This window comes from Stappia sp., assembly GCF_040110915.1.
Lineage (GTDB): Bacteria > Pseudomonadota > Alphaproteobacteria > Rhizobiales > Stappiaceae > Stappia.
In genome coordinates, this window is sequence record NZ_CP157793.1 from 4,264,715 (window position 1) to 4,286,870 (window position 22,156).

General features: G+C 67.1%; 17 protein-coding genes. 12 read left to right on the plus strand and 5 right to left on the minus strand.

Annotated features, from left to right (window positions below; translation table 11 throughout):
- The first annotated feature begins 34 nt into the window (after positions 1 to 34).
- From rbfA to pnp, 4 genes are all read left to right on the plus strand, one after another.
- Positions 35 to 472 (plus strand): 30S ribosome-binding factor RbfA, encoded by a 438-nt coding sequence (rbfA, locus tag ABL312_RS19110; RefSeq protein ID WP_349358987.1) that lies wholly within the window; start codon positions 35 to 37, stop codon positions 470 to 472.
- 6 nt (positions 473 to 478) lie between these two features.
- Complete coding sequence (gene truB, locus ABL312_RS19115) at positions 479 to 1,450, plus strand: tRNA pseudouridine(55) synthase TruB (RefSeq protein WP_349358988.1); 972 nt, start codon at positions 479 to 481, stop codon at positions 1,448 to 1,450.
- Between the two features lie 3 nt (positions 1,451 to 1,453).
- A complete protein-coding gene (gene rpsO, locus ABL312_RS19120; RefSeq protein WP_349358989.1) occupies positions 1,454 to 1,723 on the plus strand; it encodes a 30S ribosomal protein S15 in 270 nt (89 codons plus the stop codon).
- Between the two features lie 280 nt (positions 1,724 to 2,003).
- The gene (pnp, locus tag ABL312_RS19125) at positions 2,004 to 4,118 is read left to right on the plus strand and encodes a polyribonucleotide nucleotidyltransferase (RefSeq protein WP_349358990.1); all 2,115 of its coding nucleotides are present in this window, start codon (positions 2,004 to 2,006) and stop codon (positions 4,116 to 4,118) included.
- A gap of 170 nt (positions 4,119 to 4,288) precedes the next feature.
- Here the strand turns inward: pnp and ABL312_RS19130 are convergent, their stop codons facing one another.
- Positions 4,289 to 7,063: an EAL domain-containing protein gene (locus ABL312_RS19130; RefSeq protein ID WP_349358991.1), complete on the minus strand. Its 2,775-nt coding sequence runs from the start codon at positions 7,061 to 7,063 to the stop codon at positions 4,289 to 4,291.
- Positions 7,060 to 8,187, minus strand: coding sequence for a substrate-binding domain-containing protein (locus tag ABL312_RS19135; protein WP_349358992.1), 1,128 nt, complete (start codon positions 8,185 to 8,187; stop codon positions 7,060 to 7,062). The genes ABL312_RS19130 and ABL312_RS19135 overlap by 4 nt, the downstream gene beginning before the upstream one ends.
- A gap of 242 nt (positions 8,188 to 8,429) precedes the next feature.
- Here ABL312_RS19135 and dapB point away from each other — a divergent pair, with 242 nt between their 5' ends.
- Together dapB and ABL312_RS19145 are read left to right on the plus strand one after the other, a co-directional pair.
- On the plus strand, positions 8,430 to 9,233 hold the full coding sequence (dapB, locus tag ABL312_RS19140) for a 4-hydroxy-tetrahydrodipicolinate reductase (protein ID WP_349361465.1): 804 nt from the start codon (positions 8,430 to 8,432) through the stop codon (positions 9,231 to 9,233).
- Between the two features lie 35 nt (positions 9,234 to 9,268).
- Positions 9,269 to 9,889: a 2,3-bisphosphoglycerate-dependent phosphoglycerate mutase gene (locus tag ABL312_RS19145; protein ID WP_349358993.1), complete on the plus strand. Its 621-nt coding sequence runs from the start codon at positions 9,269 to 9,271 to the stop codon at positions 9,887 to 9,889.
- Between the two features lie 157 nt (positions 9,890 to 10,046).
- On the opposite strand, the gene ABL312_RS19150 is transcribed toward ABL312_RS19145, so the two are convergent.
- Genes ABL312_RS19150 through ABL312_RS19160 form a run of 3 tightly spaced genes read right to left on the minus strand, consistent with a single transcriptional unit; the run spans position 10,047 to position 12,729 of the window.
- Positions 10,047 to 11,048 carry an adenosine kinase gene (locus ABL312_RS19150; protein WP_349358994.1) on the minus strand — a complete coding sequence of 334 codons (1,002 nt, stop codon included), beginning with the start codon at positions 11,046 to 11,048 and terminating at the stop codon, positions 10,047 to 10,049.
- Between the two features lie 26 nt (positions 11,049 to 11,074).
- Complete coding sequence (locus tag ABL312_RS19155) at positions 11,075 to 11,965, minus strand: prephenate dehydratase (protein WP_349358995.1); 891 nt, start codon at positions 11,963 to 11,965, stop codon at positions 11,075 to 11,077.
- Between the two features lie 14 nt (positions 11,966 to 11,979).
- Entirely contained in the window at positions 11,980 to 12,729 is a 750-nt protein-coding gene (locus ABL312_RS19160) for a 3-deoxy-manno-octulosonate cytidylyltransferase (RefSeq protein ID WP_349358996.1), read from the minus strand.
- A 203-nt stretch (positions 12,730 to 12,932) separates the two neighbouring features.
- Here ABL312_RS19160 and ABL312_RS19165 point away from each other — a divergent pair, with 203 nt between their 5' ends.
- The 6 genes from ABL312_RS19165 to ABL312_RS19190 all read left to right on the plus strand — a co-directional run bounded on the left by ABL312_RS19165 (position 12,933) and on the right by ABL312_RS19190 (position 22,148).
- A complete protein-coding gene (locus tag ABL312_RS19165) occupies positions 12,933 to 13,499 on the plus strand; it encodes a cytochrome c family protein (RefSeq protein WP_349358997.1) in 567 nt (188 codons plus the stop codon).
- Between the two features lie 608 nt (positions 13,500 to 14,107).
- Positions 14,108 to 15,502 (plus strand): diguanylate cyclase, encoded by a 1,395-nt coding sequence (locus tag ABL312_RS19170; RefSeq protein WP_349358998.1) that lies wholly within the window; start codon positions 14,108 to 14,110, stop codon positions 15,500 to 15,502.
- Positions 15,503 to 15,826: 324 nt separating this feature from the next.
- A complete protein-coding gene (locus ABL312_RS19175) occupies positions 15,827 to 17,731 on the plus strand; it encodes an extracellular solute-binding protein (protein ID WP_349358999.1) in 1,905 nt (634 codons plus the stop codon).
- Entirely contained in the window at positions 17,728 to 19,638 is a 1,911-nt protein-coding gene (locus ABL312_RS19180; protein ID WP_349359000.1) for an extracellular solute-binding protein, read from the plus strand. The genes ABL312_RS19175 and ABL312_RS19180 overlap by 4 nt, the downstream gene beginning before the upstream one ends.
- A 232-nt stretch (positions 19,639 to 19,870) precedes the next feature.
- Complete coding sequence (locus ABL312_RS19185) at positions 19,871 to 20,977, plus strand: microcin C ABC transporter permease YejB (RefSeq protein WP_349359001.1); 1,107 nt, start codon at positions 19,871 to 19,873, stop codon at positions 20,975 to 20,977.
- A 4-nt stretch (positions 20,978 to 20,981) separates the two neighbouring features.
- Complete coding sequence (locus ABL312_RS19190) at positions 20,982 to 22,148, plus strand: ABC transporter permease (protein ID WP_349359002.1); 1,167 nt, start codon at positions 20,982 to 20,984, stop codon at positions 22,146 to 22,148.
- Positions 22,149 to 22,156 lie beyond the last annotated feature (8 nt).

Consider the following 22,156-nt stretch of genomic DNA (forward strand, 5'->3'; position numbering starts at 1 on the left):
ACATTCTGGCGCCCGAAAAATCTTGGATCGCATCATGAGTCAGTCTAGCAGGACGCCGGCCGGCATGCCCTCGCAACGCCAGTTGCGGGTCGGCGAGGTCGTGCGCAAGGAAGTGTCGGAGATCCTGTCGCGCGGCACCCTTTCGGACCCGGCGCTCGACGGCGCCATCGTGTCCGTTCCGGAAGTGCGCATGACGCCGGATCTGAAACTCGCGACCTGCCTGGTGATGCCGCTCGGCGGGCGCAACGCCGACGCCGTGGTCACCGGCCTCAACCGCAGCGCCCGCGTCATTCGCCGCGAGCTGGCCCGGCGCATGACCATGAAGTTCCTCCCCGATCTTCGGTTCGTGCTCGACACGAGGTTCGACGACGACGACCGGATCACCTCGCTGCTCGAGCGCCCCGAAGTGCGCCGCGACGTGGCGCCCGGTGACGACGCATCCGACGACGACACGCCCGACGACAACCGATAAGACACGATGGCACGGCGCAAGAAGACGAACCGCAACGCGATCGACGGCTGGCTGGTGCTCGACAAGCCCGTCGGCCTGACCTCCAACGACGCGTTGACGCGGCTGAAGAAGATCCTGCATCCGCAGAAGGTCGGCCATGCCGGCACGCTCGACCCGCTGGCGTCGGGCTGCCTGCCCATCGCCCTGGGCGAGGCGACCAAGACCGTGTCCTTCGTCATGGACGGGCGCAAGGTCTATCGCTTCGCCGTGCGCTGGGGCATCGAGACGGAGACCGACGACACGGAAGGCGCGGCGGTCGCGACCAGCGACACGCGGCCTTCGCCCGAGGAGATCCGGGCCGTGCTGCCGGAGTTCACGGGCACGATCCTGCAGGTTCCGCCGGCCTATTCCGCGATCAAGGTCGACGGCGAGCGCGCCTACGATCTGGCCCGCGCCGGCGAGACCGTCGAGCTTCAGCCGCGCGAGATCGATGTCCATCGGCTCGATCTGGTCGACTGCCCGGACGCCGATCACGCGGTCTTCGAGGCGGAATGCGGCAAGGGCACCTATGTGCGCGCCCTGTCGCGCGACATCGCGCGTCGCCTGTCGACGCGCGGCCACGTCACGGAGCTGCGGCGTCTGGTCGTCGGCCCGTTCGACGAGGAAGACATGATTCCGCTGGCAACGGTGGAAGACTTGGGGCAATGTGCGCCCGGCGGAGGCCTCTCGGAGGCCCACGCATCCCTGATCCTGCCTGTGGCGACCGCGCTGGACGACATCCCGGCGCTGGCCGTTTCCAGGCAAGATGCCGCCCGTCTCCGCAAGGGGCAGGGCGTTTTGTTGCGCGGGCGCGATGCCCCTGCGTTCAGCGGTCTCGTTTCGGTGTCCTCTCTCGGTGAGTTGGTGGCGATCGGCGAGATCGAACGCGGGGAACTGTTGCCCCGGCGCGTCTTCAATCTTGCCGCGCCCACCGGCGCGGCCGATTTCGAAAGGATCTGACCGATGTCGATCACCGCGGAACGCAAGGCGGAACTGATCAAGGAATATGGTGCCAAGGACGGGGATACCGGCTCTGCCGACGTGCAGGTCGCCATCCTCACCGAGCGAATCACCAATCTGACCGAACACTTCAAGAGCCACGGCAAGGACAACCACTCCCGCCGCGGTCTGCTGAAGATGGTCAGCCAGCGCCGGTCGCTGCTGGACTACCTGAAGCGCACCGACGAGGCCCGCTACCGGGACCTGATCAAGCGTCTGGGTCTGCGCCGCTAAGACCCACGGTTAAGGCGCGGTGTCCGAAAGGGCGCCGCGTTTTTGCCAGGGGCATGAGGTGTGACGGTCATGGGGCAGGATAGCAGGGGATTTGAGATCGAAGGATTTGCGCGGCGGCCGAGCCGCCTGGACCGGTCTCGAATCTCCCGCTGTCTTGCCCGTGGCGCGTCCCTAGGGTGACGCGAGGGGCCCGATGCCCGTTGCGTCGCCAGAAGTTGGCCCGCGCCGCGCGCCGCCCCGCCGGGTCGGTGCGCGGGCACAAGAAAACGTAGGATAGACAATGTTCGATATTCATCGCGTGGAAGTCGAGTGGGGCGGTCGTCCGCTGACCCTCGAAACGGGCAAGGTGGCCCGCCAGGCCGACGGCGCCGTGCTGGCGACCTATGGCGAGACCAAGGTGCTGGCCACCGTCGTGGCGGCCAAGGAGCCGAAGCCGGGCCAGGATTTCTTCCCGCTCACCGTGAACTACCAGGAAAAGGCCTTCGCGGCCGGCAAGATCCCCGGCGGCTTCTTCAAGCGCGAAGGGCGTCCCTCGGAGCACGAGACGCTGACCTCGCGTCTCATCGACCGTCCGATCCGTCCGCTCTTCGTCGACGGCTTCAAGTGCGACACCCAGGTGATCATCACCGTGCTGTCGCATGACATGGAGAACGCGCCGGACATTCTGGCGATGGTCGCCGCCTCGGCGGCGCTGACCATTTCGGGCATTCCCTTCATGGGCCCGATCGGCGGCGCGCGCGTCGGCTACATCAACGGCGAGTATGTGCTCAACCCGTTCATCGACGACATGCCGGAATCCTCCCTCGACCTGATCGTCGCCGGCACCGGCGATGCGGTCCTGATGGTGGAGTCCGAGGCGAGCGAGCTCAGCGAAGAGATCATGCTGGGCGCGGTGATGTTCGGCCATGCCGGCTTCCAGCCGGTGATCGACGCGATCATCAAGCTGGCCGAGACGGCCGCGCGTCCGCCGCGCGAGCTGAACCTTCCGGATCACAGCGCTCTGGCCGAGCGCGTCAAGGCGCTGGCCTCCGACGACCTGACCGCGGCTTACGCGATCAGCGAGAAGACGGCCCGCAAGACCGCCGTCGACGCGGTCAAGGCCAAGGTTCTGGAGACGCTCGAGGCCGAGGCCGGCGAGGCGGGCATCGACAAGGTCGTCATCGGCGACCTGTTCAAGAAGACCGAGGCCGGCATCGTGCGCGGCGCCATCCTCGACAAGGGCGAGCGCATCGACGGTCGCGATCTCAAGACCGTGCGTCCGATCGTGTCGGAGGTCGGCATCCTGCCGCGTGCCCACGGCTCGGCGCTGTTCACCCGCGGCGAGACCCAGGCGCTGGCCGTCGCGACGCTCGGCACCAACGACGACGAGCAGTTCGTGGATGCGCTGGAAGGGACCTACAAGGCCACCTTCATGCTGCATTACAACTTCCCGCCCTACTCGGTCGGCGAGACGGGCCGCATGGGCTCGCCCGGCCGTCGCGAGATCGGCCACGGCAAGCTTGCGTGGCGCGCCGTGCATCCGCTGCTGCCGCCGCATCACGAGTTCCCCTACACGCTGCGCGTGGTGTCGGAAGTCACCGAGTCCAACGGCTCCTCGTCGATGGCGACCGTCTGCGGCACCTCGCTGGCGCTGATGGATGCCGGCGTTCCGCTCAAGGCGCCGGTCGCCGGTATCGCCATGGGGCTGATCAAGGAAGGTGAGAAGTTCGCCGTCCTGTCCGACATCCTCGGCGACGAGGACCATCTCGGCGACATGGACTTCAAGGTGGCCGGCACCACCAACGGCATCACCTCGCTGCAGATGGACATCAAGATCGCCGGCATCACCGAGGAAATCATGCAGGTCGCGCTCGATCAGGCGCGCGACGGCCGCATTCATATCCTCGGCGAGATGGGCAACGCCCTGTCGGAAGCCCGGGCCGAGCTCGGCGAACACGCTCCGCGCATCGAGGTCATGAAGATCCCGGTGGACAAGATCCGCGAAGTGATCGGCTCCGGCGGCAAGGTGATCCGCGAGATCGTCGAGAAGACCGGCGCCAAGGTCAACATCGAGGACGACGGCACGGTCAAGATCGCGTCGGCCGACGGCAAGGCGATCAAGGCGGCGATCAACTGGATCAATTCCATCGCCGCCGAGCCGGAAGTCGGCATGATCTACGAGGGCCGCGTGGTGAAGACCGTGGACTTCGGCGCCTTCGTGAACTTCTTCGGCGCCAAGGACGGTCTGGTCCACATCTCGCAGCTCGCCCCGCAGAAGGTCGCCAAGACCACCGATGTGGTCAAGGAAGGCGACAAGGTGTGGGTCAAGCTGATGGGCTTCGACGAGCGCGGCAAGGTGCGCCTGTCGATGAAGGTCGTCGATCAGGACACCGGCAAGGAAATCGAGAACGCGTAACGGCGTGAGGCGCCGCCCGGCGGCGCCGCGCACCCGCGACACTGATACGGGCCGGATCCGCAAGGATCCGGCCCGTTTCGTTTCAGGGTTTTGTCCGGCAGGGGCCCCCGTGCAGGCAAGGGCCCGGCGCATGTCCGTGAATTCGGCTGGCGGCGGGAGTGCGCGCCGCGTCAGCGGGCGCCGCTGCTGGCGCGGCGCCGGTCGTCGTCGCGCGACAGCGGGCGCAGCAGGTCGCGCAACCCGTTCTCCGGCATCGGTCGGCCCAGGTGATAGCCCTGGATCAGCGTGCAGCCCAGCGATTCGAGCTGGCGGCACTGCCCTTCGGTCTCCGCGCCCTCGGCGATCACCCGGATGCCGAGCCGGGCGGCCATGACCGTCACCGCCTCGACCAGCGCGCGGTCGTCCGGTTCGGTCTCCAGATCCTGCACGAAGCTGCGGTCGATCTTCAGCGTGTCGATGGGGAAGCGCTTGAGGTTGCTGAGCGAGGAATAGCCGGTCCCGAAATCGTCCAGCGCCAGGTGGACGCCGAGCGCGCGCACCGCGTGCAGGGCATCGATGGGGTCCGCGCCGCCCTCGTCGAACATCACGCTTTCGGTGATCTCCAGATGCAGGCAGTCGGCGGGCATGCCGGTGCGCGCCAGCGTGTGGCGCACCTGCTCGACGAACTGGGGCGCGCGGCACTGGCGCGGCGAAACGTTCACGCTGATCATCGGAAGGTCCAGCCCGGCGTCGCGGCAGGAGGTGAAGAAGCGGCAGGCTTCCTCCAGAACCCACAGACCGAGCGGCACGATCAGGCCGGTGTCCTCGGCAATCGGGATGAACTCGGCCGGCGAATAGCGGCCGGTTTCGGGATGATCCCACCGCACCAGCGCCTCGCAGCCGACCACCGTGCGCCGGGTGACGTCGACCACGGGCTGATAGTGCAGCGTGAGGCCGCCCATCTCCAGCGTCCGTCGCAGGGCGCTCTCGATCTCCAGCGCCCGGGCCACGGCCTCGTTCATCTGCCGCGAGAAGAAGCGCAGCTTGTTCCCGCCTTCGGCCTTGGCATGATACATCGCCGTATCGGCCTGACGGAGCAGGATTTCGTCGTCGTCGCCGTCGCTTGGGCACACGGTGATGCCGATGCTGGCGGTCGTGAAGATCTCCAGACCGCCGCCGACGACGACGGGCTGTGCGATGATCTGCAGGATGCGGGACGCCTGCAGCTCGACCTCCCAGATGTTGCGCGCGCCGTTCACGATGATGGCGAATTCGTCGCCGCCGAGGCGGCCGACCGTGTCGCCGTCATCCAGCACCGAGGCGATGCGCTCGGCGGTCGCCTGGATCAGTTCGTCGCCGCTCTTGTGACCGAGGCTGTCGTTGACCGTCTTGAAGCGGTCGAGATCTAGGAACAGGAGCGCGACGAGGCTGCCGCTGCCCTGTGCATGGGCGATCGACTGCACCAGGCGGTCGCGGAACAGGTTGCGGTTCGCAAGTCCCGTGAGGGCGTCGAAATTCGCCTGCCGGACGATGAGCTCTTCCTGACGCTTGCGTTCGGAGATATCGGCCGCGGTCATGTAGAAGGCCTCCTGGCCGTTCCAGCGGATCTGGCGAACGTGCAGTTCCAGCCACAGGCTGTTGCCGTCCTTGCGCACGCCGCGCGCCTCATAGACCTGCGGCGCGGAAGAGCCCGACCGCCGCGCTTCGTAATAGGCGGTCATGCGCTCCCATTCGTCCTGTCGGAAGAGGTCGAGGATGCTGGCCGAGATGAGCGTGTCCCGGTCCTCCGGCGCGTAGCCGAGAATTTCCAGGAGGGCCGCGTTGACATAGAGGAGCTTGCCATCCTTGTGGATGCCGACGCCGTGCAGCGACCCCTCGATCAGCGAGCGGAACTGTGCGTCCGTCTCCCGCAGGTCCTCGAAAGCGTCCTGCAGCGCGAACCCGACCTTGTTGAACTCCTTGACGTTTCCGGGAAGGTAGGTGATCTCCGAGGCCTCGCGGCCGACCTTCTTGGCATAGCCGACGAGGCGCTCCAGCGCCGGGCTTGTGAAGCGGTGCAGCACATAGGCGGCGACCAGCGAGGCGGCGACGACGTAAAGCAGGAACGGTGCGAAGAGGTCCCGATAGGTCGCACGAATGTTCTCGATGGTTTCGCCGGGACGGCCGGTCACCACATAGGTGCGTCCGCCCGCGAGGCTGTCGATCAGATCGCTGCGGATGAAAAGCCGTTCGTCGACAAGCTCGTGCCGGTCTTGCGCCAGCCGGTCGAGAATCTCCCCGAGGTCGGGGCGCTCGCGCAGCGGGCCGAGACTCGCGATCGGGACGTCGTCGTGCACCAGGAGCGCGTCGTCGGTGTCCACGGCGGAGGACAGCTCGCCCATCAGCGAAATCGCGTCATTGAGCACGAAGCCGCCGATGAGATAGCCGAGCACGCGGCCGTCGAGATCGTCCACGATGGGTAGCGCCTGGGCGGCGATCACCACCGGCCCCGTGTCGCTCATGTGCTGGAAGAAGCGCCACACCCCGTTTGTCATGCGGGTGCGGACGTCTGATGGCAGGACCCGCGCGGTATCGTAGACGGAGAAACTGCGGTCGACCCAGCCCGGCTCGCCCGGCCGGTCGATCATCAGGAGTTCCAGCCGCGCGCCCAGCGGGTGGTTGATGGCCTCGTCGATCTGCCGCGCGACCGACGTCCGGTTGCCGGACCACAGCGCGCGACGCAGCGCCCGGTTTTCGGCCAAGCCGCGCATGTAGGTGTCGAGCCGGCTCAGATACTGGTCGACGACGAGGCGGACGAGCGTCTGTTCCTTGGCCGCGAAGCGCTGCAATTCGCGATCGGCAATCGACAGCGAGCCGACGAAGCTGATCGTGAACAGGGCCGCCGAGGTCGTCAGCAGGGCAATGGCGAACAGGCCCAGCACGAACCGGTTGAAGCTCACTTCCTTTCGGGCGCGCTTCACCGTCATTGCGAGTACCGGAAGGCGCGGCGCTTGAGCGCGGCCAGTTGCTCGGGCGCAAGATCCGGTGTGACCAGGGCGAAGTCCCCGGAGTAGACCTGCGGCACCTCGTCGCCGCGACCGGCGAGATCGAGCGCGATCGCTTCGGCCATGGCAACGCCGTTGTCGTCGTTCATGCGCATCACGGTCGCCTCGAGCGCGCCCGTCGCGACAAGGTCGAGTTCGGCGATTCCGCCGCCCCAGCCGTTGAGGCGCACGTCGCGGGTCCTGTCGAGTTCGCGCAGGGCATCGACCGCGCCGAGCGCGATGTCGGTTGCACAGGCATAGATGAAATCGACCTCGGGGTGGCGACGCAGCAACGATTCGGTCGCCTCGCGCGCGTTCTCGCGGTCGAAGCCGACATAGTAGGAGGCGACGATCTCGGTCTTGGCGCGCGAGAGCGCCGCAGAGCGGAAGGTGTCGCCCCTTGCGCTGCTGACGTAGCCCCTCGGCCCGTAGAGGATGGCGATCTTCTTCGGCGCGTCCTCGCCGGACAGGATGTGGTCGATCAGCAGGCGCGTGCCCTCGGCATGGTCGAAGCCGACATAGAGGAAGGGTTGCGACTGGCGCCAGGCGCGCAGCGGCGTGGTGACGTTCTGCAGGATCACCTTCGGCCGGCCGCGGGCGATCAGGCGCTCGATGATCACCCGGTGACGGAAGGCGTCCAGCGTGAAGATCAGATAGTCGGGATCCTGCCGCAACGCGTCGTTGATCAGCACCGCCTGACGGCGGACTTCGCTGCCGGGTCGCGTGAAATGCGTGTCGATGACATGGGGGACGCCAAGCGCCGTCAACCGGGCTTCGAGGGAGCTGACGCTGCGCCGCCAGTAATCCGAGGCCTGGATGCCGGGATAGACGACGGCGATGCGCGCCGGCCGGTCGAGATCCACGTTCACCGGCGCGGGCGTTCCGACGACCCGCTCCGAAAACGAATGCGTCAGGCCGGCTTGCGCGGGGTGTTGCTCGATAAAATTACGTAGGGTCCAGTAGTCGGAAAGCGAAATCGAGTCCGCCCGTGCCGCGCCCGCGTGGACGAAGAAGAGCAACACGGTAAAGATGATCGCACAGTGTTTACTACGATATTTTGTTAACACATCGTAACTCGCGATTGACTCGCATTGTGGGAACGATGAAACACCGCGCATGCAAATTCAAGTCGTAAAGCTCGGCTATATGTTTCTACTGACTGTATTTCTCGCCTGGGTTGCGTCTTCCGCGAGGAGCTCTTGCCGTCGCCGGGCGTGGCGGGGATGACGCGGGGCGGCGCCGGCGTTGCGTGCCGGCGCGAACCTGATATACCGCGGGCACGATCAAGCCGGGGACGAGCGATATGACGATGCGTCTTGCTGTGGTGGGGGCGGCCGGACGGATGGGCGGGGCCCTGATCCGGGCGGTCACCGAGATGGACGGAGTGGAACTGTGCGGCGCCGTCGAGCGCGCCGGCGCCGAGGCGATCGGTGCCGACGCCGGCGTCGTGGCGGGGATCCCGCCGCTCGACATTCCCGTGACCGACGATCCCCTGCCGGTTTTCGCCGCCGCCGACGGCGTGCTCGACTTCACGGCCCCGTCCGCGACCCGGGGCTTCGCGGAGCTTGCCGCCCAGGCCCGCTGCGTTCATGTGATCGGCACCACCGGCATGACGGAGGAGGACGTCGAGGCGATCCGTCCGGCGGCGCGCCATGCCCGTCTCGTCAAGTCCGGCAACATGAGCCTCGGCGTCAATCTTCTGGCCGCGCTGGTGCGCCGGGCGGCGGCCGCGCTCGACGAGGATTTCGACATCGAGGTGCTGGAGATGCACCACCGCCACAAGGTCGATGCGCCGTCCGGTACGGCGCTGCTGCTCGGCGACGCGGCGGCGGCGGGACGCGGCATCGATCTGGCCGGGCACAGCGTGCGCGTGCGCGACGGCATCACGGGGGCGCGCGAGCGCGGCGACATCGGCTTCGCCACCCTGCGCGGCGGCTCGGTGATCGGCGATCACAGCGTGATCCTGGCGGGGCCGCTGGAAACGCTGACACTGTCGCACCACGCGCAGGATCGCAGCATTTTCGCGCGCGGCGCCGTCAAGGCCGCGCTCTGGGCCCGCGACAGGAAGCCGGGCCTCTATTCGATGGCGGACGTCCTCGGTCTCGCCGACTGACGCGCCGCCTGTCATCCCCTCGGAGTAACGTCGACATGGAACATCTTCTCGTGCTCGTCCGTCACGGGCAAAGCGACTGGAACCTGAAGAACCTCTTCACCGGCTGGAAGGATCCGGACCTGACGGAGAAGGGGGTCGACGAGGCCCGGGGCGCCGGGCGGAAGCTGAAGGACCTGAAGCTCGATTTCGATCTCGCCTTCACCTCCGAGCTGTCGCGGGCGCAGCGCACGCTGTCGCTCATCCTGGAGGAGCTGGGCCAGACGGGTCTGGAGACGATCCGTGACCAGGCGCTGAACGAGCGCGACTACGGCGATCTCACCGGCATGAACAAGGACGAGGCGCGCGAGAAGTTCGGCGAGGAGCAGGTCCATGTCTGGCGCCGCTCCTTCGACGTGCCGCCGCCGGGCGGGGAAAGCCTGAAGATGACGGCCGAGCGCGTGCTGCCCTACTACCGCCGCGAGATCCTGCCGCAGGTGCTCGCGGGCAAGCGGGTGATCGTCGCCGCCCATGGCAACTCGCTGCGCGCGCTGGTGATGGAACTCGAGGGGCTGAGCCCGGACGAGATCCTCAAGCGCGAGCTGGCGACCGGCGCGCCGCTCGTCTACCGGCTGACGGACGAGGGCAAGGTCGCCTCCGTGCAGGACCTGGCCGACTGACGGCGCTTTCCGCCGCGCCGGGACCGCGGCGGCGCGGATACAAAGACGGGCGCGATCCGGAATGGAGCGCGCCCGTTTTCTTGAAAAGCCCCGGCAGACACGCCGTGGTAAAGGCGCCGGCCCCAGAAAACGGCCCCGCGCACCGGAACCGGTCGTGTCAGAGCGCGAAGCCCTGCTGTTCGGCCACCTGCCGCAGCGAGCGTTCGGGGCGCGCGCCGACGTGGCGGATCACCTCGGCCGCGCACAGGCACCCCAGTTCCGCCGACATGGCGTGGTCGTAGTCGCGCGACAGGCCGAGCAGGAAGCCGGCGGCGAACAGGTCGCCCGCGCCGGTGAGATCGACGACATCCTCGACCTTTTCCGCCGCCACATGCACGGTGTTTTCCCGGCCGATGGCCATCGCGCCGTTCTCGCCCATGGTCAGCGCGGTGAGCGCGCAGTCCTTGCGCACGCTGTCGATGGCGGTGTCGAGATCCGCCGTCTCGTAGAGCGCCTTGAGTTCATGTTCGTTGGCGAAGAGCACGTCGATGGTGCCGTCGCGCATCATGCCCAGGAACTCGGAGCGGTAGCGGTCGACGCAGAAGCTGTCGGACAGCGTCAGGCTCACCTTGCGCTTGTGCGCATGCGCGATCTCGGCGGCCTTGAGGAAGGCTTCCTTCGCGCCGGGCGGGTCCCAGAGGTAGCCTTCCATGTAGGTGATGGCGGAGGCGGCGACCTGGTCGGCGTCGATGTCGTCCGGCGACAGTTCGACACAGGCGCCGAGATAGGTGTTCATCGTGCGCTCGCCGTCCGGCGTGATGAGGATCATCGAGCGCGCCGTGGGCGGGCCGTCGGTCAGCGCCGGCGTGTCGAAGGCGACACCGGTTCCGGTCATGTCGTGGCGATAGGCGGTGCCGAGTTCGTCTTCCGCGATCTTGCCGAAATAGGCGCTCGCGCCGCCGAGCTGGGCGATGCCGGCGGCCGTGTTGCCGGCGCTGCCGCCGGAGATCCGGGTGGTCTGCCCCATCTTTGCGTACAGGCGGACCGCCTCCTCGGTGTCGATCAGCCGCATCGAGCCCTTGATCAGGTTCTCCGCGACCAGGAAATCCTCTTCCACATGCGCGAAGACGTCGCAGATGGCGTTGCCGATGCACAGGGCGTCGAAGCGGGGCAAGGTCATGTCGTGATCGTATCCTCGGTTGTGTCTCAGATACCCGGCGTCGGCCGCAGGGCGCGGTTGGCTTCCGGTTCGCTGATCTTCTGGCGGAACGGGTCCGCGCGGTAAACACCCAGAAGCTTGAATTCGGCGGAGAAGAACTTCAGCTCCTCCAGCGCCAGCGACACGCTGCGCTCGTCCGGGTGCCCCTCGACGTCGGCATAGAACATCGAGGCGAAGAACTGTCCCTCGAGCTGATAGGATTCCAGCTTGGTCATGTTGACGCCGTTGGTGGCGAAGCCGCCGAGCGCCTTGTACAGGGCTGCCGGCACGTTGCGCACCCGGAACACGAAGGTGGTGATGACGCCGGGGCCGTTGTTCGCCGCGCGCAAGGCTTCGCGCGACAGGATGAGAAAGCGCGTGGTGTTATGCGCCTCGTCCTCCACGTCGCGGCGCAGGATGTCGAGCCCATAGGCCTCCGCCGCGAGTTCGGGGGCGAGCGCGGCCGCCGTGGGGTCTCCGCGTTCCGCGATCTGGCGCGCGGAGCCGGCCGTGTCCGCGCCGATGACCGGCTTGAGGCCGAGCTCGCGGATGATCTTGCGGCACTGGCCGAGCCCCATGACGTGGCTCTGCACGCTCTTCAGATCCTCGAGCCGCGCGCCGGGCAGGCCCATCAGCTGGAAGCGGATCGGCAGGAAATATTCGCCGATGATCTGCAGCGAGGATTGCGGCAGCAGGTTGTGGATGTCGGCGACCCGTCCGGCGACGGAGTTTTCGACCGGGATCATGCCGAAATCCGCCTCGCCGCTTTCAAGGGCCGTGAAGCAGTCCTCGAAGGTGGCGCAGGGCACCGCCTCGTAGTCGGGATAGACGTTGCGGCAGGCGGTGTGCGAGTTCGCACCGTATTCGCCCTGGAAGACGATTTTCTTGTTGGTGGTCATGGGCTGCATCGCGCTCAGCAAGAGGTTGGGTGGCGGGCGGCGAGCACCGCGCGCACGGCGGCGAGGTCGGCGGGCGTGTTGACGTCCATCGGGGTGCTGTCGACCAGCGAGACGTCGATGCGCATGCCCGCTTCGAGCGCGCGCAACTGCTCCAGCTTCTCGCGCAGCTCCAGTGGCGAGGGCGGCAGCGAAACGAAACGCGCCAGCGCCGCCCGGCGATAGGCGTAGATCCCGATGTGCTGATAAAGCGGACCCGGTCCGTGCGGGGCGGTGGCGCGGGTGAAATAGAGCGCGCGCAGCCGGTCTTCGCCGACCTGCGTGCCCACCGCCTTCACCGCGCCGTGGTCGGAGCGCAACGCCGGGTCGCGGATTTCCGTCGCGATCGTGCCGATGTCGACGGCCGGATCGGCAAGCGGCGCGAAGGCCGCGCGCAGGGCCTCCGGTTCGATCAGCGGCACGTCGCCCTGGAGGTTGAGGACCACATCAAAGCGCCCGTCCGCGTCGAAGGCGGTCGCGGCGGCGTGCACCCGGTCGGAGCCGCTGGCAAGCTCCGGCGGGGTGAGGACGGCCTCGCCGCCGGCCGCCTCGACCGCGGCCTTGATCCGCGCGTCGTCGCAGGCGACCAGGACCGGGCCGATGTCGGCGGCGCGCGCCTGGTCCAGCACATGCACGATCATCGGCCGGCCGTGAATGTCGGCGAGCGGCTTGTCGGGCAGGCGGGTGGCGGCCATGCGCGCGGGAATGACGACGAGGGCGCGTGTCATGCAAGCCGGCTCCCGGCCTGCGGCCGGTCTTCGGCGGGCAGGAAAAACGAAGGGTCCATATGTCTCATGAAAAGCCCTTTTAAACCTATGGACACGAGCGTCAAAAACTTTGTAGTTTCCGGCGACTTTTTCACCACGCGACGCGTTGCGGGGGGCCGTCAGACGCGCGCCAGCCACGACCGATGGAGTTGGAGCGAGCGGGAATGAATTCTGCAAAGCTAAACATGATTGCCGGCGCCGTCCTGTCCGTCCTTTTGCTGACGATGGGTCTCGGTGTCCTTTCCGATATCGTTTTCGCTCCGCAGACGCCGGAGAAACCCGGATACGAGATCGTCGTGGCCGACGCCGAGGGCGGGGCGACCGAGGAGGCGGCCGAGGAGCCGCAGGTCGAGCCGATCGCCGTGCGGCTGGCGAGCGCGTCGGCGGCGGACGGCGAGAAGCTGGTGCGGGCCTGCGCCGCCTGTCATGCCTTCGAGCAGGGCGGCCCGAACAAGGTCGGCCCGGTGCTGTGGGATGTGGTCGGGCGCACGCCGGGCGGCGTCGACGGCTTCCGCTACTCCGGCGCCATGACCGCCTACGGCGAGGACAAGGGCGAGTGGACCTACGAGGGGCTCGACAACTTCCTGGCCGGCCCGGCGGATTACATCGACGGCACCTCGATGAGCTACCGCGGTCTGCGCAAGCCGGAAGACCGCGCCAACATGATCGCCTATCTGCGCTCGCTGTCGGAAGATCCGCGTCCGCTGCCGGAGCCCGCCGCGGCGGAGTGACCCGGTCGGGCGACCCCGGCCCTTGCCGCCGGGAGGCCGTGGGAAACGCAGGATGAGACTGGAAGGCCGGGTTCGCCCGGCCTTCTTGCGTTCGGCCAGAGCGCAGTTGGTGCGGTCATTCCGCAGAGGTGCAATGGCGGCGCTTCCCTCTCGGTGGGTGGCGTGCCTCGTCCGGTTGTGATGAGTAAACTTAAGATTGTGCCGGGTCGTGCGGCAAGGCCCGGGGCGGGAAACTCTTCCGCTTCTCGCTTCGCGGGGCCTAGATGTTTTGCCGAGGGCCAGTTGATTCCCGGTCGTATACGTAGAATAAATCATTCTAGACGATGACTGTGTTGTCGGAAGCGCCGGCAAGTGTGGACGCACCGCTCCCGGTGCCGGCCGCCCGATGTTTCGCTTTCCGCGCCATGCCGTCGGCTTTGCAACGGGATCGGCCTCGGGTGCGCGCCGCGTCGGGCCTCGCCGGCTCGATGCGCCCGGGTACACTGGCGCATGAAATACCGGCGCGTGGAAAACTGGCGCGTGGAATACCGGCGGGGGGAGCACCGCACCCCGGGAACACGACGCGCGGGACCGGCAAGGGACGTGAGTCCGATGAGGAGGATGAGGCGTTGCCCAAGACGGCATCGCAATCGGATATCGCCACGCAGCTCCGGACCGTTGGGGCGCGATGGGTCATCCTTGCGGTGGTCGCCGGCGTGCTGGCCCTTGGACTGGCGCTGACCGCCTATGTCGCCGGCATTCTGAACGACACCGCGCGCGAGTATCAGAAGAACAACGCGCTCGACCGCCTGTCGCAGCTCCGGGCCCGGATCGAGGGCGAAATCAACGCCACGATCTACATCGCGCAGGGCCTCGTCAGTTTCACCGCCATCAACATGGACCTGAACCAGCGGCAGTTCGCGCAGTTCGCCGCCGAGATCGCCGCCGTCGATCCCAACATCAAGGTGATCGCGCTGGCGCCGGACAATGTGGTGCGTTTCATCTATCCCCAGACGGGGAACGAGAAGGCGCTCGGCCTCGACTATCGCGAGAACGCGGCGCAATGGCCGGCGGTCGAACGCGTGATGCGGGAGCGGCGGACCATCGTCGCCGGGCCGGTCGACCTGGTGCAGGGCGGGCACGGGCTGATCGCGCGCTCTCCCATCCTTGTGCCGAGCCAGGAACTCGACGCGCGGGACGGGCGCGCCTACTGGGGCCTGGCCGCCATCGTGGTCGACACCGATGCGCTGTTCGCGCAGGCCGGCATCATGACCGAGGCCGGGGGCTATGCCTACGCCATTCGCGGCAAGGACGGGCTCGGAGCCGAGGGGGAGATGATCTTCGGCGATCCGGCGCTGTTCGACAGCGATGCGGTGACCCTCCCCGTGACCCTGCCGACGGGGAGCTGGCAGCTGGCCAGCCGCCCGGTGCGCGGCTGGGTGCGCATGTCGCAGGAAGGAAGCGTCGCGGTCGTCTTCGGTCTCGCGCTGACGCTGGTGATGGCGGCGCTCTCCGGCTTCGTGGTGCGCACCCAGCAGAGGGCCCGCGCGCTCGCCCTTCATGACGATCTTACGGGGCTTCCCAACCGGCGGCTCCTGATCGACCGCATGGAGCAACTGGCGTCGCTGAGCGAGCGCACCGGCATCGGCTTTCAGGTCTTTTTCATCGACGTCAACAGGTTCAAGCCGATCAACGACACCTTCGGCCACGCGGTGGGCGATCGGGTTCTGCGCGAGATCGGGGAGCGCCTGCGCGCCGAGACCCGGGAGTCCGACACCATCGCCCGGATCGGCGGCGACGAATTCGTCGTCGTTGTGCCGGGGCTGATCAATCACCCCGCCACGGCGGGGCTTGCCGAGCGGCTGCGCGGCATCGTCGACGAGCCGCTGCGGATCGACGAACACACCATCGTGCTGCGTGTCAGCGTCGGTTGGGCGACCTATCCCGATGACGCAACGTCGATTTCGGATATTCTCGCGCTGGCCGATCAGCGCATGTATCGCGAGAAGGATCGCGCCGCCTGAGGCGCCGGTTTGCTCCATTTGCGATTAAAGTTTCGTCATTTTACGCGCCGCGCCTGTCGGGACGGGCCTTGACCTCCTATTATAGGGCATCAGACCCTGGCCAGGGACCGCCGGCCGATACGGGCCGTCCGCCACTGTGCCAAGGGTGCCCAGGATCGCCGGCCGGTGCGGGCGGTCCGTCAGTGTGCCCAGGACCGCCGGTTTGTGCGGGCGGTCCGTCAGTGTGCCCAGGACCGCCGGCTTGTGCGGGCGGTCCGTCAGTGTGCCCAGGACCGCCGGCTTGTGCGGGCGGTCCGTCAGCGAGAAGGACGCGTGCGCCCCGCCATGACGAAGTCCCGTGCCATGACGATCTTCCGTTCGCCCGTTCCCGCCTGGCGCAGGGCGGCCCTTGCCGCTCTTGCCGTCGTCGCCCTCGCCCTGCCTTTCGCGGCCGTTGGCGCGGCCTCCGAGGTGCCCGCCTGGCGCCATGCGGCCGCCCTGAGCGGCGAGCCGAAGTATCCGCCGGACTTCCCGCATTTCGACTACGTCAACCCCGAGGCGCCCAAGGGCGGGACGGTCCGTCTCGCCGATTCGACCGGATTCGACACGCTCAACCCGATCCTGACCAAGGGCAATCCGGCGCCCGGCCTCGGCCTGATGTACGACACCCTGCTGGCGCCGGCCTTCGACGAAATCGACATCAACGCCGAATACGGCCTGATCGCCGAGGCCTTTCGCTATCCGGCCGATTACTCCTGGGTCGAATACCGGCTGAACCCGAAGGCGCGCTGGCATGACGGCGAACCGATCACGGTCGAGGACGTGATCTGGTCTTTCGGGAAGCTGACCGAGCTCAATCCGAGCCGCGCCTTCTACTATCGCCACGTGGAAAAGGCGGAGGCCGTCGGCGAGCGCACGGTACGCTTTACCTTCGACGGCGCCGGCAATCGCGAACTGCCGAAGATCGTCGGGCAGATGATCATCCTGCCGAAGCACTGGTGGGAAGGGACGGACGCCGACGGCAACCCGCGCGACATCTCCAGCGGCACGCTGGAACTGCCGCTCGGGTCGGGGCCCTATCGGCTGGAGGCGATCGAGGCGGGGCGCTATGTCCGCTATACCCGCGTCGAGGACTATTGGGCCGCCGACCACCCGGTGCGGATCGGGACCAACAATTTCGACGAGATCCGCTACGACATCTTCCGCGACCAGACCGTGCTGCTGCAGGCCTTCAAGGCCGACCAGTTCGACTTCCGCGCGGAAAACAGCGCCAAGAACTGGGCGACGGGCTACGACTTTCCGGCCGTCGAGCAGGGGCGCGTGGTGCTCGAGACCTTCCCCGACAAGGCACGCGGGGTGATGCAGGCCTTTGTCCTCAACCTGCGCCGCGCGCCCTTCGACGATGTGCGGGTGCGCCGGGCGATGAACCTGGTGTTCGACTTCGAGACGGCCAACAAGACGATCTTCTTCGATCAGTACAAGCGCACCTATTCCTATTTCTCCGGCACCTATCTGGCGTCCTCCGGCCTGCCCGAGGGCGAGGAACTGGAAATCCTGGAAAGCGTGCGCGATCTCGTGCCGGAACGGGTCTTCACGACCCCTTACGAAAACCCGGTCAACGGCGATCCGGCGAAGCTGCGCGAGAACATGCGCAAGGCGGTCGCGCTGCTCAAGGAGGCGGGCTACGAGCTGCGCGGGCGTCAGATGGTCAATGTCGAGACCGGCGAGCCGCTGGAGATCGAATTCGTCGACAACGACCCCAATTCCGAGCGCTACGTGCTTCCCTATGCGCGCAATCTGGAGCGCATCGGCATCAAGATGAGCCTGCGCGTCGTCGACACGCCGCAATACATCAACCGCATTCGCGAGCGCGATTTCGACGTAACCACGCTCGGCTGGGCCCAGTCGCTGTCGCCGGGCAACGAGCAGCGCGACTACTGGGGCAGCGAGGCGGCCGACCGGCCGCAGTCGGGCAATTACTCCGGCATCAAGGACCCGGGCGTCGATGCGCTGATCGAGAAGGTGATCTTCGCCGATGACCGCGAGACCCTGGTGGCCGCGACAAGGGCGCTCGACCGGGTGCTGATGGCGCATCAGTTCGTCGTGCCGCAGTGGTACATCGACGTGCACCGCACGGCGCGCTGGAACCGCTTCGGGCATCCCGACAACATCCCCCCCTATACCTACGGCTTCCCGACCATCTGGTGGTGGGACGCGGACAAGGCGGCGATGGCCGGAGACCAGGGATGAGCGGCGCCAGAGACGCATATGGTCCGCATGGTCCGCATGGAGGGGGGACGTCGGCGACCCGGCGCACCTTCCTGCTGGGCGCGACGGGCGCGCTCGCCGCGCTCGGCCTGCCCTGGTCCGGCGGCGCGGCGCGGGGCGCATCGGCGCGCCACGGTCTGTCGGTCTTCGGCGAACTGAAGTATCCGCCGGACTTTTCGGCCTTCGACTATGTCGATCCGGCGGCGCCCAAGGGCGGGCGCATGGTCTTCACCGCGCCGTCCTGGGCCTACAATCAGAACCCGCAGACCTTCAACAGCTTCAACACCTTCATTCTCAAGGGCGATGCGCCGCCGCGCATGGAGATGTGTTTCGACACGCTGATGGTGCGCGCCCTCGACGAGCCGGACGCGGTCTACGGTCTGGTGGCGGAAAGCGTGGAGGTGTCGGAGGACGGCAACACCTACGTCTTCAACCTGCGCCCCGAGGCGCGCTTTCACGACGATACGCCGCTGACGGCCGAGGACGTCGCCTTTTCGCTCATGACGCTGAAGGAGAAGGGGCATCCCGCCATCCGCCAGGCGATGGCGGAGGTTTCGGGTGCCGAGGTCCTGTCGCCGCAGCGCGTCGCGGTGCGTTTCACCGGCCGCCAGTCCCGCAAGGTGCCATTGTTCGTGACGAGCCTGCCGATCCTGTCGGCGGCCTATTACACGCGCTACGATTTCGAGCAGACGACGCTCACCGCGCCGCTTTCGTCGGGCCCGTATCGGGTGGGCGCGCATGAGGTCGGCCGATATATCGAGTATCAGCGGGTCGAAACCTGGTGGGCGAAGGACCTGCCGGCGGTGCGCGGGCAGTTCAATTTCGACCGGCTCCGGATCGAGTTCTACCGCGACCGCACGGCGGACTTTCAGGCCTTCACCAAGGGGGCGACGACCTATCGCGAGGAATTCACGGCAAAGACCTGGGCGACGGAGTACAATTTCCCGGCCGTGGAAGACGGACGCGTCATCCGCGAGGTGATCCCGGACGGGCGTCCCTCGGGCGGTCAGGGCTGGTTTCTCAACACGCGGCGGGAGAAGTTCGCCGACCCCCGGGTGCGTCAGGCGCTGGGCTATGCCTTCGATTTCGAGTGGACCAACAAGTCGCTCTTCTTCGGCGCCTACCGGCGCACCCAGTCGTTCTTCCAGAACTCGCCGATGTTCGCGGAAGGGCCGCCGTCGCCGGAGGAACTGGCGCTGCTGGAGCCCTGGCGCGACCGGCTGCCGCCGGAAGCCTTCGGCCCGGCGGTCCTGGCGCCCGTGTCCGATGGAAGCGGGTTCGACCGCAGCATGCTGCGCGAGGCCGACCGGCTGCTGTCGGCGGCCGGCTGCCGGCGCGACGGCACGACGCTGCTCACCCCCGACGGCGCGCCCTTCGAGTTCGAGATCATTTCCAACTCGCAGACCTTCGAGCGCGTTGCGCTGCCCTATGCCAAGAACCTCGGGCGACTCGGCATCACCTGCCGGTTCCGCGTCGTCGATCCGGCGCAGTTTCAGGCGCGGATGAACACGTTCGACTTCGACGCGGCCGCCCGCCGTTTTCCCCTGTCGGCGACGCTCGGGGAGGAAATCCGCCAGCTCTGGGGCTCGGCGGCGGCGGAGATGCCGGGCAGCAACAATCTTGCCGGGATCCGCTCGCCGGTCGTGGACGCGCTGATCGATGCCGCACTCACCGCGTCGACGCGCGCGGAGATGACGGTGGCGGCCCGCGCGCTCGACAGGGTGCTGCGGGTCGGGCACTACTGGGTGCCGCACTGGAACAAGCCCTCGCACACCGTCGCCATGTGGGACATCTTCGGCCGCCCGCCCGAGCCGCCACCTTATGATTTTCGCCCGGAAATCCACTGGTGGTTCGATGCGGACAAGGCGGAGCGCATCGACGTTGAATAGCCGGCCGCACGTCGGCATCATGGGCGAATCGCGTCGAGGCGAGAGATGCGGGCGCACAGGCGCAAAGGGCATCCCGCCGGTCCCGATCCGCTAGGCGCGACCGTGAACCGGGGAGCCGGAACCCGAGCTTCAAACCCGAGACGGACCTGGAACGGGTCCGCGACAGGTCCGACACCGAGACAGGTCCGACACTGAGACAAGTCTGACACCGAAGACGAGGACGAGCGAAACGATGGGCGCCTATATCCTGCGGCGGCTCCTGCTGATCGTGCCGACGCTCATCGGCATCATGGCGATCAATTTCGCCATCATCCAGTTCGCGCCGGGCGGACCGGTGGAGCGCGTGATCGCCCAGTTGCAGGGCACCGACGTGTCGGCCACCGCCCGCATTTCCGGCGGCGGCAGCGACTTCGCCGGCAGCGGCACGGAAGGCGGCGGCGGCGATGCCGCGACCTCCAGGTATCGCGGCGCGCAGGGTCTCGATCCGGAGTTCATCCGCGAGCTGGAAGAACAATTCGGCTTCGACAAGCCGCCGCTCGAGCGCTTCGTCACCATGCTGTGGGACTACGCCCGGTTCGACTTCGGCGAGAGCTACTTCCGCGATATCGCCGTGCTCGACCTGATCCTCGAGAAAATGCCGGTCTCGATCTCGCTCGGGCTGTGGATGACGCTGATTTCCTACACGATCTCGATCCCGCTCGGCATCCGCAAGGCGGTGCAGGACGGCACCCGCTTCGACGTGTGGACCTCCGCCGTCATCGTCGTGGGGTATGCGATCCCGGGCTTTCTCTTCGCCGTGCTTCTGATCGTGCTCTTCGCCGGCGGGTCCTTCCTCGACTGGTTCCCCTTGCGCGGCCTGACCTCGGAAAACTGGGACGAACTCTCCTGGCCGATGCGCATCGTCGACTATTTCTGGCATCTCGTGCTGCCGCTCACCGCCATGGTGCTGTCGGCCTTCGCCACCGTGACGCTTCTGACCAAGAATTCCTTTCTCGACGAGATCCGCAAGCAATACGTCCAGACCGCGCGCGCCAAGGGTCTGAGCGAGCGCCAGGTGCTCTACGGCCATGTCTTCCGCAACGCCATGCTGATCGTGATCGCCGGGTTTCCGGGCGCCTTCATCTCGTCGTTTTTCGCCGGCTCGCTGCTGATCGAGACGATCTTCTCGCTCGACGGGCTCGGGCTGCTCGGCTTCGAGGCGGTGATCAACCGCGATTACGCGGTGGTCTTCGCGACGCTGTTCATCTTCTCGCTGATGGGGCTTCTGGTGAACCTGATCTCCGACCTGACCTACACCTGGATCGATCCGCGCATCGATTTCGAAAGCCGGGAGGTGTGAGGCCATGGATCAGTCGCTGACCTCCGCCGGCGGGGACGGCGCGGCGCGGGCCTCCGCGGCGGGCGGACGCCCGACCGGCTGGCTGTCGCCGATCAACCGCCGTCGCCTGTCCAACTTCAAGAAGAACCGGCGCGGATTCTGGTCGCTGTGGATCTTCCTGGTGCTCTTCGGCCTGTCGCTGGTGGCCGAACTGCTGGTCAACGACCGGCCGATCGTCGTCGTCTACAACGGCGAGGTGCTGGCCCCGATCCTGGTCGACTATCCGGAGGAGAAATTCGGCGGCTTTCTGGCGGTGACCGACTATCGCGATCCCTTCATCCAGGAGGAGATCAACGCCAACGGCTGGATGCTGTGGCCGCCGATCCGCTACTCCTATCGCACCGTCAACAACGAGATCCCCGTGCCCGCCCCGGCGCCGCCGTCGTGGATGCTGGAGAAGGAGGAGCGCTGCGCGCGCTATCCGCTGGGGGCCGAGGATCCCAATTGCGTGATGGGCAACTGGAACTGGCTCGGCACCGACGACCAGGGCCGCGACGTGGTGGCGCGTCTTGTCTACGGCTTCCGCATCTCGGTGCTCTTCGGCCTCGCGCTGACGCTCGCCTCCTCGGCGATCGGCATCGCCGCCGGCGCGGTGCAGGGCTACTACGGCGGCTGGATCGACCTGTTCTTCCAGCGCTTCATCGAGATCTGGACGGCGATCCCCACGCTCTACCTCATCCTGATCGTGTCCTCGGTGCTGATCCCCGGCTTCTGGACATTGTTCACGATCCTGCTCGCCTTCTCCTGGGTGGCGCTCGTGGGCGTGGTGCGCGCGGAATTCCTGCGCGCGCGCAATTTCGAATATGTGACGGCGGCGCGGGCGCTGGGCGTCGACAATCGCACGATCATGTGGCGGCACCTGCTGCCCAACGCGATGGTCGCGACGCTGACCTTCATGCCCTTCATCCTCAACGGGTCGATCACCACGCTGACCGCGCTCGACTTCCTCGGCTTCGGCCTGCCGCCGGGCTCCGCCTCGCTGGGCGAGCTTCTGGCGCAGGGCAAGAACAACCTCCAGGCGCCCTGGCTCGGCATTACCGGCTTCATCGTGATCTCGCTGATGCTGAGCCTCCTGATTTTCATCGGCGAAGCGGTGCGCGACGCCTTCGATCCGCGCAAGAGCTTCGCGTGAGGCCCTTC

Coding starts and splice junctions, on each gene's coding strand:
- rbfA (WP_349358987.1), top strand. CDS start 35: ATGAGTCAGTCTAGCAGGACGCCGGCCGGCATGCCCTCGCAACGCCAG.
- ABL312_RS19155 (WP_349358995.1), bottom strand. CDS start 11,965: ATGACCACCAACAAGAAAATCGTCTTCCAGGGCGAATACGGTGCGAAC.
- ABL312_RS19130 (WP_349358991.1), bottom strand. CDS start 7,063: ATGACGGTGAAGCGCGCCCGAAAGGAAGTGAGCTTCAACCGGTTCGTG.
- ABL312_RS19175 (WP_349358999.1), top strand. CDS start 15,827: ATGACGAAGTCCCGTGCCATGACGATCTTCCGTTCGCCCGTTCCCGCC.
- truB (WP_349358988.1), top strand. CDS start 479: ATGGCACGGCGCAAGAAGACGAACCGCAACGCGATCGACGGCTGGCTG.
- ABL312_RS19160 (WP_349358996.1), bottom strand. CDS start 12,729: ATGACACGCGCCCTCGTCGTCATTCCCGCGCGCATGGCCGCCACCCGC.
- ABL312_RS19165 (WP_349358997.1), top strand. CDS start 12,933: ATGAATTCTGCAAAGCTAAACATGATTGCCGGCGCCGTCCTGTCCGTC.
- dapB (WP_349361465.1), top strand. CDS start 8,430: ATGCGTCTTGCTGTGGTGGGGGCGGCCGGACGGATGGGCGGGGCCCTG.
- pnp (WP_349358990.1), top strand. CDS start 2,004: ATGTTCGATATTCATCGCGTGGAAGTCGAGTGGGGCGGTCGTCCGCTG.
- ABL312_RS19190 (WP_349359002.1), top strand. CDS start 20,982: ATGGATCAGTCGCTGACCTCCGCCGGCGGGGACGGCGCGGCGCGGGCC.
- ABL312_RS19145 (WP_349358993.1), top strand. CDS start 9,269: ATGGAACATCTTCTCGTGCTCGTCCGTCACGGGCAAAGCGACTGGAAC.
- ABL312_RS19180 (WP_349359000.1), top strand. CDS start 17,728: ATGAGCGGCGCCAGAGACGCATATGGTCCGCATGGTCCGCATGGAGGG.
- ABL312_RS19185 (WP_349359001.1), top strand. CDS start 19,871: ATGGGCGCCTATATCCTGCGGCGGCTCCTGCTGATCGTGCCGACGCTC.
- ABL312_RS19150 (WP_349358994.1), bottom strand. CDS start 11,048: ATGACCTTGCCCCGCTTCGACGCCCTGTGCATCGGCAACGCCATCTGC.
- rpsO (WP_349358989.1), top strand. CDS start 1,454: ATGTCGATCACCGCGGAACGCAAGGCGGAACTGATCAAGGAATATGGT.